General features: G+C 46.5%; 13 protein-coding genes and 1 pseudogene. 9 read left to right on the forward strand and 5 right to left on the reverse strand.

Going from position 1 to position 14,390, the window contains the following annotated elements:
• Positions 1-93: 93 nt before the first annotated feature.
• Entirely contained in the window at positions 94-891 is a 798-nt protein-coding gene (locus tag ACWYU8_RS21455) for a helix-turn-helix domain-containing protein (protein WP_457521774.1), read from the reverse strand.
• 74 nt (positions 892-965) lie between these two features.
• On the reverse strand, positions 966-1,880 hold the full coding sequence (rarD, locus tag ACWYU8_RS21460; RefSeq protein ID WP_457521762.1) for an EamA family transporter RarD: 915 nt from the start codon (positions 1,878-1,880) through the stop codon (positions 966-968).
• Between the two features lie 175 nt (positions 1,881-2,055).
• Here rarD and recQ point away from each other — a divergent pair, with 175 nt between their 5' ends.
• The 3 genes from recQ to ACWYU8_RS21475 all read left to right on the forward strand — a co-directional run bounded on the left by recQ (position 2,056) and on the right by ACWYU8_RS21475 (position 5,121).
• Positions 2,056-3,891, forward strand: a complete 1,836-nt coding sequence (recQ, locus tag ACWYU8_RS21465; protein ID WP_457521763.1) for an ATP-dependent DNA helicase RecQ — start codon at positions 2,056-2,058, stop codon at positions 3,889-3,891.
• A 9-nt stretch (positions 3,892-3,900) separates the two neighbouring features.
• Positions 3,901-4,206, forward strand: a complete 306-nt coding sequence (locus ACWYU8_RS21470; RefSeq protein ID WP_457521764.1) for a DUF3630 family protein — start codon at positions 3,901-3,903, stop codon at positions 4,204-4,206.
• 246 nt (positions 4,207-4,452) lie between these two features.
• Positions 4,453-5,121: a 7-cyano-7-deazaguanine/7-aminomethyl-7-deazaguanine transporter gene (locus tag ACWYU8_RS21475; protein ID WP_457521765.1), complete on the forward strand. Its 669-nt coding sequence runs from the start codon at positions 4,453-4,455 to the stop codon at positions 5,119-5,121.
• A gap of 181 nt (positions 5,122-5,302) precedes the next feature.
• On the opposite strand, the gene gppA is transcribed toward ACWYU8_RS21475, so the two are convergent.
• Both gppA and rhlB read right to left on the reverse strand, forming a co-directional pair.
• Complete coding sequence (gene gppA / locus ACWYU8_RS21480; RefSeq protein ID WP_457521766.1) at positions 5,303-6,796, reverse strand: guanosine-5'-triphosphate,3'-diphosphate diphosphatase; 1,494 nt, start codon at positions 6,794-6,796, stop codon at positions 5,303-5,305.
• Between the two features lie 21 nt (positions 6,797-6,817).
• Positions 6,818-8,128 carry an ATP-dependent RNA helicase RhlB gene (rhlB, locus tag ACWYU8_RS21485; protein WP_457521767.1) on the reverse strand — a complete coding sequence of 437 codons (1,311 nt, stop codon included), beginning with the start codon at positions 8,126-8,128 and terminating at the stop codon, positions 6,818-6,820.
• 111 nt (positions 8,129-8,239) lie between these two features.
• Here rhlB and trxA point away from each other — a divergent pair, with 111 nt between their 5' ends.
• From trxA to fre, 6 genes are all read left to right on the forward strand, one after another.
• Positions 8,240-8,566 (forward strand): thioredoxin TrxA, encoded by a 327-nt coding sequence (gene trxA, locus ACWYU8_RS21490; protein WP_140279508.1) that lies wholly within the window; start codon positions 8,240-8,242, stop codon positions 8,564-8,566.
• Positions 8,567-8,761: 195 nt separating this feature from the next.
• A complete protein-coding gene (gene rho, locus ACWYU8_RS21495) occupies positions 8,762-10,021 on the forward strand; it encodes a transcription termination factor Rho (protein ID WP_444496617.1) in 1,260 nt (419 codons plus the stop codon).
• 105 nt (positions 10,022-10,126) lie between these two features.
• On the forward strand, positions 10,127-11,122 hold the full coding sequence (locus ACWYU8_RS21500; protein ID WP_457521768.1) for a hypothetical protein: 996 nt from the start codon (positions 10,127-10,129) through the stop codon (positions 11,120-11,122).
• 91 nt (positions 11,123-11,213) lie between these two features.
• Positions 11,214-13,067 carry a 4-hydroxy-3-polyprenylbenzoate decarboxylase gene (gene ubiD / locus ACWYU8_RS21505; protein WP_457521769.1) on the forward strand — a complete coding sequence of 618 codons (1,854 nt, stop codon included), beginning with the start codon at positions 11,214-11,216 and terminating at the stop codon, positions 13,065-13,067.
• Entirely contained in the window at positions 13,064-13,333 is a 270-nt protein-coding gene (locus ACWYU8_RS21510) for a 2Fe-2S iron-sulfur cluster-binding protein (protein ID WP_457521770.1), read from the forward strand. Before ubiD ends, ACWYU8_RS21510 begins: the two co-directional genes overlap by 4 nt.
• A 14-nt stretch (positions 13,334-13,347) precedes the next feature.
• On the forward strand, positions 13,348-14,061 hold the full coding sequence (gene fre, locus ACWYU8_RS21515; protein ID WP_457521771.1) for an NAD(P)H-flavin reductase: 714 nt from the start codon (positions 13,348-13,350) through the stop codon (positions 14,059-14,061).
• Between the two features lie 57 nt (positions 14,062-14,118).
• Here the strand turns inward: fre and ACWYU8_RS21520 are convergent.
• A pseudogene (locus tag ACWYU8_RS21520) lies at positions 14,119-14,390 on the reverse strand (hypothetical protein); the annotation flags it as partial.

Genomic DNA, 14,390 nt, shown 5'->3' on the forward strand with positions numbered 1-14,390 from the left:
AAGACATCTCAAAACATAATGAAGAGAGTTTATTGTCGCCAACAGCAGCGATGCACGCTTGTAAAAAACTGACAGTATTGCCCTGAAAGGGCTTCAGCGTGTCACTTGCGACGGGGAAACGCCGTAAGTCTGTTTAAACGCTTTACTGAAATGAGCCTGATCGTAAAAGCCAATCTGATGCGCCACTTCTGTTCCACGTTGTCCCGCTTGAAGCAGTTTCATCCCTTGCTCCAGACGTAGCCGTGCGAACCAGGCGTAGGGCGTCATCCCTGTTTGGGCTTTGAAGTGCCGTTGAAACTGGGTTGGGCTTAGCTGGCATAGTTCAGACAACGAATCCAGTCGCACTGCCTGATCGAGATTTGCCATCAAGTAATCTTTTAAGGTGCTGAGTGATTGTTTCCCTAGCGGTATTACCTTTTGACGGGCAAGCGATCCGTATCGATCAAAAAGCTGATTAAACCCTTCAAATGGAAGGCAATCTTTGGTCAGCTGACTGATGTTTTTACGTCGAAGATGGCAGTGTAAGTTACTAAGTTGTGAAAATATTTGTGGATCGGAGATGATCAACTCATTAAAGCTGATTATTTGACCATTTTGTTGAAGATCGGCCAGATCACTGAGCATGTGCGGCTCGATCGAAAAGACATTCACTTCATAACCGTCAGTAAGCTTGGACTGGCCGTCATGTAGCTCATCAGGCGGCATTATGACGATTTGCCCGTGTCCTACTTGGTGATGACACCCCTGATATTGGAACTTCTGCTCGCCATACGTGATCAGACCAAGGTGAAAGTCCAGGTGATAGTGCTTTTGAAAAGCAAATTTCTGGTATTTCGCCTCAATCAGACTCAGTTGGTCATGGTCGGTCGCGTAGTATTGAATCTGTTCCATTACATACAAAAAAAGCTTGGTCATTATCTGACCAAGCTTATCTGTCAATTTCTAACTTGTCTTGTAAAAAACGATCACTGAGCTTGAATTGCCCGACGTGAACGGCGACTGCTGCGCAGCCCATCAAAGCTAAAGATAACTAACGCTCCCCAGATAAAGGCGAATGTGATCGCTTTATCCATGGTAAAGGCTTCACCGTAAATCAATACCGCGAGCAAGAACATCAGGCTTGGTCCGATGTACTGGAAGAAGCCTAGTGTAGACAATTTCAATCTGGTTGCGGCACCAGTGAAGCAGAGTAGTGGCAGTGTAGTCACTACGCCTGCTGCAATCAGCAATGTATTTAACTGCCACGGGTTCTCTGCCATATTCGAAGTTGGCGTACTGGCGATAAATACTAAGTAAATTGCAGCAGCAGGTAACATAATCAGGGTTTCGATAAATAAACCCGTTTGTGCTTCCACACTGACTTTTTTACGCAGCAAGCCGTAAACGCCAAAACTCATCGCCAGCGCCATCGCCACGACAGGCACGGAACCAAACACAAACAATTGCACTAAGACACCGCAGGTAGCAAGAGTGACGGCAAACCACTGCAATTTACGCAGCCTCTCACCAAGGAAAATCATTCCGAGCAGTACGTTGATTAGCGGGTTGATGTAATACCCCAGACTGGCATCTAGCATATGATTGGCGTTGACCGCCCAAATGAAGATCAGCCAGTTGGCGCCAACCAAAAGTGAAGTAGACACTAAATACATCATCTTGGTCTTGTTTCTAATGACATCGCTCACCGAGCGCCAGCGGCGGCCAAAGTGGAGGAGTGCGGCAAGCAAAAAGAAAGACCAGACTACCCGGTGGCTAAGGATCTCTAAAGCCGATACATCAGTAATCGATTTAAAGTATATCGGGGCGATGCCCCACATCGTGTAAGCGCCAATTGCAAGCAGGACGCCTTGCCGTGCACGTTGTTGTTCTTCTGGTGTCATGACATGTCACCTAATTGTGTGATAATAGAGCAGTAGCGCAGTATACGAGTCGCATTGGCAAACACCTAGTAATTTGCGGTTTTATTCACCACGAAACCCCTTTACAATGTGCCCTCATTTTGCGTGCTGGCGGCATGCAAAAGCATTTCTATGAACACCCAATCTGAGATTATTCATGACCTCGACCTTGTTAGCCGAACCATCAGACTCGCCTGTAACGCCTCAACGTGTGTTGGAGGACGTTTTCGGTTATCAGACATTCCGTGACGGCCAACAACAAGTTATCAAAGCCGCAGTCGAGGGCAAAGACAGTTTAGTCATCATGCCAACGGGCGGTGGTAAGTCTCTCTGTTACCAAATTCCTGCGTTGGTACGCAGTGGGATAACTCTGGTTATTTCGCCATTAATTTCACTGATGAAAGACCAGGTTGATCAGCTTAAAGCCAATGGTGTAGCGGCAGAGTGCGTTAACTCGACGATGAGCAGAGAAGAGCTGCTTAGCGTTTATAACCGCATGCACAACGGGCAGTTGAAGTTGATTTATGTCTCGCCAGAACGGGTTTTGATGCTCGACTTTATTGAGCGTCTGGAAAGTCTGCCTTTGGCGATGATTGCGGTCGATGAAGCGCACTGTATCTCTCAATGGGGACATGATTTCCGCCCTGAATACGCGTCACTTGGTCAGTTAAAACAACATTTTTCCCATGTTCCATTCATGGCATTAACGGCAACGGCAGATGATGCTACGCGCAGAGATATCCTGGAGCGCCTGAGCTTGCACGAGCCGCAGGTTTATCTCGGCAGTTTTGACCGCCCGAACATTCGTTACAACCTGGTCGAAAAGCACAAACCGATTTCTCAGATCATTCGCTACTTGGATACCCAGAAAGGAAATTGCGGCATTATCTATTGCGGTAGTCGCAAGAAAGTCGAGATGGTGACAGAGAAACTGTGCAACAACCACATTCGAGCGGCGGGCTACCATGCAGGGATGGATGCGGATGAACGAGCTTATGTTCAGGAAGCATTTCAGCGCGATGACATCCAGATTGTGGTGGCGACAGTGGCGTTTGGTATGGGCATCAACAAACCTAACGTCCGTTTTGTGGTGCATTTTGATATCCCGCGTAATATCGAGTCCTACTATCAGGAAACTGGCCGGGCCGGTCGAGATGGTTTGCCTGCGGAAGCAATGATGCTCTATGACCCAGCCGATATCAGTTGGCTTCGTCGTATGCTGGATGAAAAAGACGAAGGTCCGCAGAAGCAGGTCGAAAACCACAAACTCAATGCGATGAGTGCATTTGCTGAAGCGCAGACTTGTCGTCGTCAGGTTCTGCTCAATTACTTTGGCGAATATCGTGAGAAGCCATGCGGCAACTGCGATATCTGTCTGGATCCACCTAAACATTTTGATGCCACCGAAGAAGCGCGTAAGGCACTGTCTTGTGTGTATCGTGTTAATCAGAGCTTTGGTATGGGTTATGTCGTGGAAGTTTTGCGTGGTATGCAAAATATCCGCGTGCGTGAAAATGGCCACGATAAAATCTCAACGTACGGAATAGGGCGTGACCACAGCCATGATTATTGGATAAGCATTTTCCGCCAGTTAATCCACAAAGGCTTGTTGTTCCAGAACATCACTCGTAACTCAACCTTGCAGCTTACGGAAGAAGCGCGTCCATTACTGCGTGGCGATGTGGCACTGGAACTCGCGGTACCACGTCTGGATACCGCAGCACGAGCGGCTAAGTCGGATAAACTGACCAGCAAAAACTACGATAAGAAGCTGTTTGCCAAACTACGCAAGCTGCGCAAGTCGATTGCGGATGAAGATGGCTTACCACCATACGTCGTTTTCAGTGATGCTACACTGATTGATATGGCAGAGATTCTGCCAACTTCTTACGGTGAAATGTTGGCAGTCAGCGGAGTCGGTCAACGCAAGCTTGAGAAATACGCCGACCCATTCTTAGATCTCATTCAAGAACACATTACCCATCACGGATAAGGACTTAACATGGACAAGGAATTTGGCCTTGCTGAATATATTGCTGAAGAAGGTCGATTACTCATTACCGCACCAAGCTTTGATTTAGATACGTTTCCAGTATTGGGTGAGCGTTTGGTCGGCCTGTTATCGGCGTCAGTGGTTGAAAAACAGTGGGATGCCGATATTCACTCCTGGCTTATAGACTTTGAAGGTTGCCGCCTGTTTATGAAAGCAGAACATTACAGTGAAGCAATATGGTTTGAGGCGCTGGAAGTGGCAGAGAGCAGGGAAGAGATGGATTACCTGGCCGGATTATTTCAACGCGGGTTCTGACGTAAGCTTATAAGCTAAACTTTATCAGGGTGTTTCACATGAAACACCCTTTTTTAATGTAAAACGTTTGCGTAAAAAGCACCGCTTGCGAGTGGAGTTGGTTAATGTATAATCGCCCACCGCTTTGCTCTTTACGGGCAAGGACAGTTTATTTTTTATTTTACATTGTTGGTAAGAGTCGTTTTTTGTATTGAAAAGGCTCGATTTGGGTTCCCTCGCCCCCAAACCAAACTAAAAAGGTATCGCATGAGTAACTTTACCCCTGCGCAGCAGCGCAACGCCCTTATCTATCTGGTTTTATTCCATCTGATCATCATTGCATCCAGTAATTACCTGGTTCAGCTACCCTTTACTATTTTTGGTCTGCATACCACGTGGGGCGCATTTACCTTCCCATTTATCTTTTTGGCAACTGACCTGACAGTACGCATCTTTGGTGCTGGATTGGCGCGTAACATCATTTTCTTAGTGATGTTGCCTGCGCTGGCCGTGTCTTATGTCCTGTCAGTGGTGTTTTTTGAAGGTCAGTTTCAAGGATTTGGCCAACTGAGCGAATTTAACCTGTTCGTCGCGCGTATTGCAGTTGCAAGTTTCATGGCTTACTTGCTGGGTCAAATTCTGGATGTACATGTATTTAACCGTCTGCGCCAGATGAAACAATGGTGGGTGGCACCTACCTGTTCAACACTGTTTGGCAATGCGCTTGATACCATCGCGTTCTTTGCGATTGCGTTCTACCAAAGCCCTGATCCATTTATGGCAGAGCACTGGACTGAAATTGCGCTGGTGGACTACGGCTTTAAACTGGTGATCAGCCTTGGTTTGTTTGTCCCTATGTACGGCGTATTACTGAATTACCTGATCAAAAAGCTGACTGCGGTGAACCCGAACTTCAAAGTGACGACCGCCGCTTAGTCCGCTGACTTTTCGTGAACACCTCAAAAGCCGCTTGTTTTTACAGCGGCTTTTTTGTTTCTGATGGGGAATGTACAGCGTAGGGAGTATTTAGATCATAGGTGTCCAAAAGCTCTTTGAGCTGTACACGGGCAATAAAAAAGGCTCCATTGGAGCCTTTTTCGTCAGTTGCAAATAGCGATTAACAAGCAGAGATTGTTAATGGCCAGCCAATATCGGTCTGGCGGTTGGATTCAATTTCCAGCTCTGCGGCAGTGAGTGGGTTGGCTTCTAACCATGTAGCGTCAATGCTTAGAGTTAGCTTGTCTCCCTCTGCAGAAAGTTCTACTTGAGGTTCTAAGCTTGGATTACGGCGGTGGGTAAGCAGCACGGCTAGACGTAGTAAACGCAGTATACGTTTAGCGCTAGCACCAGAAATGGCGTATTGCTCTGGTAGCGAGCTTAATTGCTCACGGTAACGTCTGGCAACTTCACCAATCAAAAACTTCTGAGCGCGAGTGAAGCCCGGTAAATCTAGGTTCTGAAGCAAGTAGGCACTATGTTCACCGCCTTTTTTGAAGTCGATGGTTAAGCCTATCTCATGCAATTTCGCAGTGCTTTCTAGTAGCACTTCACCCTGAGGCTCTGCTACCCACTCTTCACCACCGGCTTGTTGCAGAAGCTTACGGGCTAGGTTTGCCACCTGTTCACCGTACTGACAATCCAGTTGATAGCGGCTCTGAACACTGCAAATGGTACGTGCGCGGATGTCGCTCTGGCGCAACTCGTCGACCATCTCGTAAACGAGTCCTTCACGTAATGCACCGCCTGCCAGCGTCATTGCATCGATTTCAAGCAGCTCAAAGACGGCAATTAGGATAGATAAACCACTAGGGAAGACCAGCGCGCGTTCAAGCGTTAAACCTTCAATGTCCAGCTCTTCTAAATGATCAGCAAGCATAGCCTGCTTCTGTAAGCGTTTTAGTTTGGAGTGAGTAATTACTTCGTCCATACCTTGTGCCAACATTATTTCTTGTAGAGCTTGAACCGTGCCAGATGCACCGACACATACATCCCAGCCCAAGTCGGTGTACTGCTCCAGAATCGGCTTGATGGTCAGTTTCGCCCCTTCAATTGCCGCACCGAAGTTGCGTGCATTCAGCTGACGGTCTTTGAAGAAGTTTTCCAGCCAGGTCACACAACCCATCTTTAAGCTGGTCAGTGCTTTGGCTTCGAACCCTTCTCCGATAATAAGCTCCGTACTGGCGCCACCAATATCAACCACAAGGCGACGACCACTACCACCAGACGTATGTGCGACCCCTTTATAGATGGTCGCCGCTTCTTCTTCACCAGAAATCACTTCGATCGGCTGGCCAAGAATCTGGTGTGCTTTATTTAGAAAAACATCCACATTTGTCGCGGTACGTAGTGTTGCGGTGCCGACGATGCGAATGTTCTGTTTAGGAATATCTTGCAAGCGTTCCGCAAATAGACTTAAGCAGTCCCATCCTCGCTGCATAGCTTCCATACTAAGAGAATTATGTTCATCTAAGCCCGCCGCTAGACGAACTTTGCGCTTAATTTTAGCCATTGTTTGAACGCTGCCATCGATATGACGCACAACGAGCATGTGAAAACTGTTCGACCCGAGGTCGATGGCTGCGTATAGCGGTGATGATCCTGCTTGACTCATATACGAACTAATATTCCTTTATTACTGTTTTGGCGCTGATTGACGTGGCTGACGAGGACGGCGTCCCTGTGGCTTACGGTTACCAGAGCGTGTACCACCTGTATTCGTACGACGTTGCTGAACACGTGGTTCACGCATACGGATCGGAGCTGGCAGATCTTGGATCAGAGCTGACGCATCGTATTCCGATACAGGGATAGTGTGTTCGATGTACTCTTCAATCGCAGGTAAGTTAATTGCGTATTCTTCACAAGCAAAACTGATAGAGTGACCACTTGCGCCAGCACGACCAGTACGACCGATGCGGTGTACGTAATCTTCACAATCGTCTGGAAGATCGTAGTTGAATACGTGCGTTACCTGAGGAATGTGCAGGCCACGAGCCGCAACGTCGGTTGCTACCAGGATATCAACATCACCTTTGGTGAACTGCTCAAGAATTTTTTCACGTTTCTTCTGTGGTACATCACCAGTGAGTAGGCCAACACGATGGCCATCGGCAGCCAGGTGACCCCAAACGGATTCACACTTATGTTTGGTGTTAGCAAATATAATCGTGCGATCTGGCCATTCTTCTTCAATAAGCGTTTGAAGTAATGACATTTTATCTTCGTTAGACGGGTAGAAAAGTTCTTCCAGAATACGGTGGCCAGTTTTCTGCTCTGGTTCTACCACGACATGTTCTGGGTTGTGCATGTGTTCAAATGCAAGTTCCTGTACGCGGTAAGAAAGCGTTGCTGAAAACAGCATGTTCAGACGCTCTTTTGGCTCAGGCATACGGCGGAACAAGAAACGAATGTCTTTAATGAAACCAAGATCGAACATGCGGTCTGCTTCATCTAGTACAACAGCTTGAATGTTGTTCAGATTAAACACGCGCTGCTTGTAGAAATCGATGATACGGCCAGTAGTACCGATCAGGATGTCTACACCATCTTGTAGCTTCGCCAACTGCTTATCGTAGCTTTCACCACCATAAGCCAGTGCCGCTTTTAAGCCCGTACTTGCAACGAGTGTTTCTGCATCGTTGAAGATCTGAATCGCCAATTCACGCGTTGGAGCCATAATAATGGCACGCGGTTGCGTTGGTTGACGGCCTTCGTGTTCTGGTGTGGTCATAAGGTGGTTGAACGTAGCAGTAAGAAACGCGAGCGTTTTACCAGTGCCCGTTTGGGCCTGGCCTGCGATGTCTTGGCCGGTGAGCAGTACCGGCAACGCCAAGGCTTGGATAGGGGTACAAAACTCAAACCCTTTTTTATCCAATCCATCAATAACTTGGGGCTCTAACCCCAAATCGGCGAACTTTTGCTCTGTGATATGCGTCTTTTTCATCGCTATAGAATATCAGCTAAAGCTTGCATTACGAAAGTAAATACATTCCAATAGGGCATCAAATTACTGGTTATCATCCAACCAGTTTCGAAAAACACATTGGAGTGGAAGATGAGTGATAAGATTTTGCAGCTAACTGATGACGGTTTTGAAAACGATGTAATCAACGCTGCAGGCCCGGTATTAGTAGATTTCTGGGCAGAATGGTGTGGTCCTTGTAAGATGATTGCTCCGATTCTGGACGAAGTCGCTGAAGAGTACGAAGGCAAACTCACTATCGGTAAACTAAACATCGACCATAACGCTGGCACACCGCCTAAGTTTGGTATTCGCGGCATTCCAACGCTACTGCTATTCAAAGACGGCAACGTAGCGGCAACGAAAGTTGGTGCCTTGTCTAAAACTCAGCTAAAAGAGTTTTTGGACGCAAACCTATAATCACCAAGTGATTACAGACAAAACCGTGCAAACAACAATGCGCGGTTTTGTTTTTCTAACTCTGGACTAGAATATTAATTAGTGCTAACTTATCGCGCGTTAATTGAACAAATTTCTCTTCTTGGTCGATCCTGTGACCAAATCCATCTTAACTAGAAAACAGATCTTATTTTGACTAAACAAGAATCCACTACCATGAACCTGACCGAACTGAAGAACAGACCTGTGTCTGACCTTGTAAAACTGGGCGAAAGCTTAGGATTAGAGAACCTAGCTCGCTTAAGAAAACAAGACATCATCTTCGCGATTTTAAAAGCGCATGCGAAAGGCGGCGAAGACATCTTTGGCGACGGGGTTCTGGAAATTCTGCAAGACGGCTTTGGTTTCCTACGCAGTGCAGACAGTTCATACCTTGCTGGTCCGGATGATATTTACGTATCTCCAAGTCAGATTCGTCGCTTTAACCTGCGCACGGGTGACTCGATTGCTGGAAAAATTCGTCCACCAAAAGACGGCGAGCGTTACTTTGCCCTTCTAAAAGTCAACACGGTCAACGACGACAAGCCAGACAACGCTCGTAACAAAATCCTATTTGAAAACTTAACACCTCTGCATGCTAACGAACGCATGGTGATGGAGCGTGGTAATGGTTCAACAGAAGATATCACTGCACGTGTTTTAGATTTGGCGTCGCCAATCGGTAAAGGTCAACGTGGTTTGATTGTTGCTCCGCCAAAAGCGGGTAAGACAATGCTTCTGCAAAACATCGCACAAAGCATCGCATACAACCACCCTGAATGTGTGCTAATGGTACTTCTTATCGATGAACGTCCGGAAGAAGTAACTGAGATGCAGCGTCTGGTTAAAGGTGAAGTGGTTGCTTCTACGTTTGACGAGCCAGCATCGCGTCACGTTCAGGTTGCTGAAATGGTGATTGAGAAAGCGAAACGCCTGGTTGAGCATAAGAAAGACGTCGTTATCCTTCTGGACTCAATCACTCGTCTGGCGCGTGCCTACAACACCGTAGTACCTTCATCAGGTAAAGTTCTGACTGGTGGTGTGGATGCGAACGCTCTGCATCGTCCTAAGCGTTTCTTCGGTGCGGCACGTAATGTAGAAGAAGGCGGTAGCTTAACCATCATCGCAACAGCGCTAGTTGATACGGGTTCTAAGATGGATGAAGTAATCTACGAAGAGTTCAAGGGTACAGGTAACATGGAACTGCACTTGAACCGTAAGATTGCAGAGAAGCGCGTCTTCCCGGCAATTGACTTCAACCGCTCAGGTACTCGTCGTGAAGAACTACTGACTAAGCCAGATGAACTTCAGAAGATGTGGATTCTGCGTAAGATTGTCCACCCAATGGGCGAAACCGACGCGATGGAGTTCCTCATTGATAAGCTAGCAATGACTAAGACTAACGATGAGTTCTTTGATGCCATGCGTCGTCAGTAATTACTGAGTTCTTTTTGTAAAACAGCCACCACAAAACGGTGGCTTTTTTATTGCTTTCTGCCGATAAAAGCATCAAAATGAGGCAATTGTTATCGGGAGGTTAACATGCAACAAGGAATGTTGTCGTCATTACTCCTGAGTTTGTCACTGATGACACTACCAACGGCTGTGTCTGCAAAGGAAATGCAGGAATCTGTGGTAGAACAGTGGCTTCAGGATGCCCAAATACAGACCAAAGTCTCTGAAATGCTCGAATACGTTGTCAGGGATGAAGTCGATTCACTTAAATTTTCCCTTAATAGGCTGGCGTTACCTCAACAAGAGGTAGTGCGTTTTAGTCTGCTCGAAAAACTAGAGCGGCAAAATGTGATTCTTACACCAAGAATGGCAATATTTGTCGAATCTCAGACTCGCATAACGCCAACTTATCAAGTACTCGAACGTGGTGATGGCTACGAATTCACTACTCCAGCCTTTAACTTTCCTGCGGTAGCGAGCCGTTTGATAAAGCGTTGGAAACAAGATCAGAACACCTTAGAGTTTGTTTTGCAGGCGGAACGTAAAGAGCTCGACCTCAGCCAGTGGCTATCTTCTGGGACCTCACAGCAGATACAAGCTCGTGAAGCGCTATTGATTCGCGAGTTGGATAGCTTGTCTCCAAGTGCATTAGAGGCCTTAACCGTTCAGTTCACTCATACTGATGTCACCAGTTGGTTGCCATCTACTGCGGTCGTCGCGCGACTGGCGCAGGTCAGTCAGGATAAATCCATGTATGATTTGTTGTGGCGGATGCGTGCTGATTACAACAGTTATGCAGAATTGGAACGACTCGCGAAGGTTGGCAATGACTTTTCATTGCAGCAGCTAATGAACTCGACGGTGAATCCGACGCTCAAACCTCATGCTATCGGCCTTTTGACCAAAGCTAATCCGTTAAGTCCTAACGTTAAACAGTTTTTAATCGCCAAAATGGCATTGTCTGATGATGCTACGTTAGTCGCCAGAGAATTAGCCCAGCAAGGCCATAAAGACTGGCTTAAAGAGTTAGTCTCCGGTAACTATCAAGTTAAAGCGAGACAAATTGAACAAGTGTTGAACTAAGCCAATCTAATACCCATATAAAATAGGAGGACCTTAGTGTCCTCCTATTTGTTATACTGCGAAAAATTTAATCAGCCAGTCATGAAGGCCTATGAGTTTTAAGGATTTACGCGAATTTATTGACCACTTAGAAAAGAAAGGTCAACTCAAACGCATTACTCACCCCGTCGATCCCGCTTATGAAATGACAGAAATCAGCGATCGCACATTGCGTGCTGGTGGACCTGCATTGTTGTTCGAGAATCCAATCGGCTACGATGTTCCGGTTTTGACCAATCTGTTTGGTACTCCTGAGCGAGTTGCGATTGGTATGGGACGTGAAGACGTCAAAGAACTCCGTGAAGTGGGTAAACTGCTGGCTTATCTTAAAGAGCCGGAGCCCCCAAAGGGATTCAAAGACGCTTTAGAAAAGCTGCCAGTATTCAAACAAGTATTGAATATGCCAGCCAAGCGTTTACGTAAAGCTGCGTGCCAAGAGATAGTCTGGCAAGGCGAAGAAGTCGATTTGGACAAGATTCCGGTGATGAATTGCTGGGCTGAAGATGTCGCGCCGCTTTTGACTTGGGGTCTGACGGTCACTAAAGGCCCGTACAAGAAACGCCAGAACCTTGGTATTTATCGTCAGCAAAAAATCGCTAAAAACAAAATAATCATGCGCTGGTTAGCACACCGAGGTGGTGCGCTTGATCTTCGTGACTGGATGGAAACCAACCCATGTAAACCATTTCCGGTATCGGTGGCATTCGGGGCTGATCCAGCAACCATTCTTGGCGCGGTAACGCCAGTGCCCGATACATTATCGGAATATGCCTTTGCTGGCTTGTTGCGTGGCAGTAAAACCGAAGTTGTCAAATCCATCAGTAACGATCTGGAAGTGCCTGCGAGTGCTGAGATTGTAATGGAAGGTTATATCGACCCGAATGAGTTTGCCGACGAAGGTCCATATGGAGACCACACTGGTTACTACAACGAGAAAGAAACGCATCGTGTTTTTACCATTACTCATATCACGATGCGTAAAGACCCGATCTACCACAGTACGTACACTGGACGTCCACCAGATGAACCAGCCGTGTTGGGTGTGGCATTGAATGAAGTTTTCGTCCCAATTCTGCAAAAGCAGTTTCCTGAGATTGAAGATTTCTATCTGCCACCAGAGGGGTGTTCGTACCGAATGGCGGTAGTGACGATGAAGAAGCAATATCCGGGACACGCTAAACGCGTCATGATGGGAGTATGGTCTTTCTTACGTCAGTTCATGTACACCAAGTTTGTGATTGTGTGTGATGAGTCGGTAAATGCGCGTGACTGGAATGACGTGGTAAAAGCCATGACTGAGCATATGGATCCAGTGCGTGATACCTTAATGATTGATAACACACCTATAGACTCTCTTGATTTTGCGTCCCCAGTGGTTGGTTTAGGCTCTAAGATGGGACTGGATGCGACTATTAAGTGGGAGGCAGAACTTGCGACTCGCGCTCAAGTTATCAGAGAAGAAAGCAAACCGATCACCCAAGCTGACTTGGATAAATTAAAAGTACAGCGTCCGGAAATTGTCGATATCTATCTACCACTGACAGCAAACAACCAGTTTGTTGTGGTCACTATGAAGAAAGAACAAGCGGGACAATCTCAAGCGTTACTTGAGTATCTGTGGGAGTTCTTTGCCGATTATAACGATAATAAATTTATTATCTTGTGTGATGATGATGTCGATGCACATGATTGGAAAGACATTATCTGGGCAGTAACCACTCGTATGGATCCTGATAGAGATACGGTTCAACGTCGAGGAAGCGCGATGAGCAGTTCGAAATTAGGACTTGATGCGACCAACAAGTTTGCAACAGAGGCAACTCGAGAGTGGGGTACCCCAATTAAGAAAGATCCTAAACTAGTGGCTAAAATTGATGAGATTTGGGAGCAGTTAGGTATTCTATGAGTCATACAGTCCTCCTTCTGCCAATAAACGTATCATTTGAGGCTGAAGCTGGGGAGACGGTGTTGGAGGCTGCGCTCAACAATAATATTCGCTTCCCCCACCGTTGCCGAGTTGGTGCTTGCGCCATGTGTATGTGTAAAAAGCTATCGGGCGAGGTGAGTTATCATCTCGAACCCATGCTAACCGATAAAGAGCAGCAGCAAGGTTGGATATTTCCTTGCCAAGCCTATATAGAAAGTAATTTAGTGCTTACTTTTGATGAGTAAGCGAGAGGGACATCATGACCATCCAATGTAAAGTAAAGTCTATTCAGCCGTTAGCTTGTAATACTTACCAAATTCTATTACATCCAGAATCGCCTGTGGCTTTCAAAGCTGGCCAATATCTTATGGTTGTAATGGGGGAGAAAGATAAGCGCCCATTCTCTATTGCGAGTAGCCCTTGCCGACATGAAGGTGAGTTGGAACTGCACATTGGTGCGGCAGAACATAACGCTTACGCAATACAAGTCGTCGAAGCAATGAAAACAGCTCTCGAAACGGGTGGTGATATTGAAATTGATGCTCCACATGGTGACGCCTGTATTCAAGAAGAAAGCGAACGCCCGCTATTATTGATCGCTGGTGGTACTGGGTTTAGCTACGTTCGTTCGATTTTGGATCACTGTGTCGCGCAAAACAAAGCTAACCCAATCTATTTATACTGGGGAGCGCGTGACGATCATCAGCTATATGCCAAAGATGAACTTATCGAAATTGCAGAGAAGTTTTCTAACATCCACTTTATTCCAGTAGTAGAGGAAGCCCCTGCTGACTGGAAAGGTAAAGTTGGCAATGTTCTACAAGCCGTAAGTGAAGATTTCGAAAGCCTGGAAAACTACGATATCTATATCGCAGGTCGCTTTGAAATGGCTGGGGCGGCAAGAGAATTGTTTACTCAGGATAAGCAAGCAAAGAGTGAGCGTATGTTCGCAGACGCGTACGCGTTTATTTAAATTCGGCTTTCAGGGCAAAAAAAAGAGGGCTTTTTACCCTCTTTTTTGCATTTTTGATTAAATAATCGTCGAACAGTAAGTTTTTTTAATTTTATTAGAAAAAGGGGTTGCGCTCCAATCGGAACTCCCTATAATGCGCATCCACCGACACGGCAGACGCGATAAGGCTTCAGCAGGGTCGGAGAGGTGAAAAGCTTCTGCGAAAATAAGTTGAAAAAAGTGTTTGACACTTTCAGTTAAATCGCTAGAATTCACCTCCGCTTTGAGAAGAAAGCTTCTCGAAAGCAAGCTCTTTAACAATATAGACCTATCAATCTGTGTGGGCACTC

This window comes from Vibrio limimangrovi (assembly GCF_054064025.1).

Coding starts and splice junctions, on each gene's coding strand:
- ACWYU8_RS21455 (WP_457521774.1), bottom strand. CDS start 891: ATGGAACAGATTCAATACTACGCGACCGACCATGACCAACTGAGTCTG.
- rarD (WP_457521762.1), bottom strand. CDS start 1,880: ATGACACCAGAAGAACAACAACGTGCACGGCAAGGCGTCCTGCTTGCA.
- recQ (WP_457521763.1), top strand. CDS start 2,056: ATGACCTCGACCTTGTTAGCCGAACCATCAGACTCGCCTGTAACGCCT.
- ACWYU8_RS21470 (WP_457521764.1), top strand. CDS start 3,901: ATGGACAAGGAATTTGGCCTTGCTGAATATATTGCTGAAGAAGGTCGA.
- ACWYU8_RS21475 (WP_457521765.1), top strand. CDS start 4,453: ATGAGTAACTTTACCCCTGCGCAGCAGCGCAACGCCCTTATCTATCTG.
- gppA (WP_457521766.1), bottom strand. CDS start 6,796: ATGAGTCAAGCAGGATCATCACCGCTATACGCAGCCATCGACCTCGGG.
- rhlB (WP_457521767.1), bottom strand. CDS start 8,128: ATGAAAAAGACGCATATCACAGAGCAAAAGTTCGCCGATTTGGGGTTA.
- trxA (WP_140279508.1), top strand. CDS start 8,240: ATGAGTGATAAGATTTTGCAGCTAACTGATGACGGTTTTGAAAACGAT.
- rho (WP_444496617.1), top strand. CDS start 8,762: ATGAACCTGACCGAACTGAAGAACAGACCTGTGTCTGACCTTGTAAAA.
- ACWYU8_RS21500 (WP_457521768.1), top strand. CDS start 10,127: ATGCAACAAGGAATGTTGTCGTCATTACTCCTGAGTTTGTCACTGATG.
- ubiD (WP_457521769.1), top strand. CDS start 11,214: ATGAGTTTTAAGGATTTACGCGAATTTATTGACCACTTAGAAAAGAAA.
- ACWYU8_RS21510 (WP_457521770.1), top strand. CDS start 13,064: ATGAGTCATACAGTCCTCCTTCTGCCAATAAACGTATCATTTGAGGCT.
- fre (WP_457521771.1), top strand. CDS start 13,348: ATGACCATCCAATGTAAAGTAAAGTCTATTCAGCCGTTAGCTTGTAAT.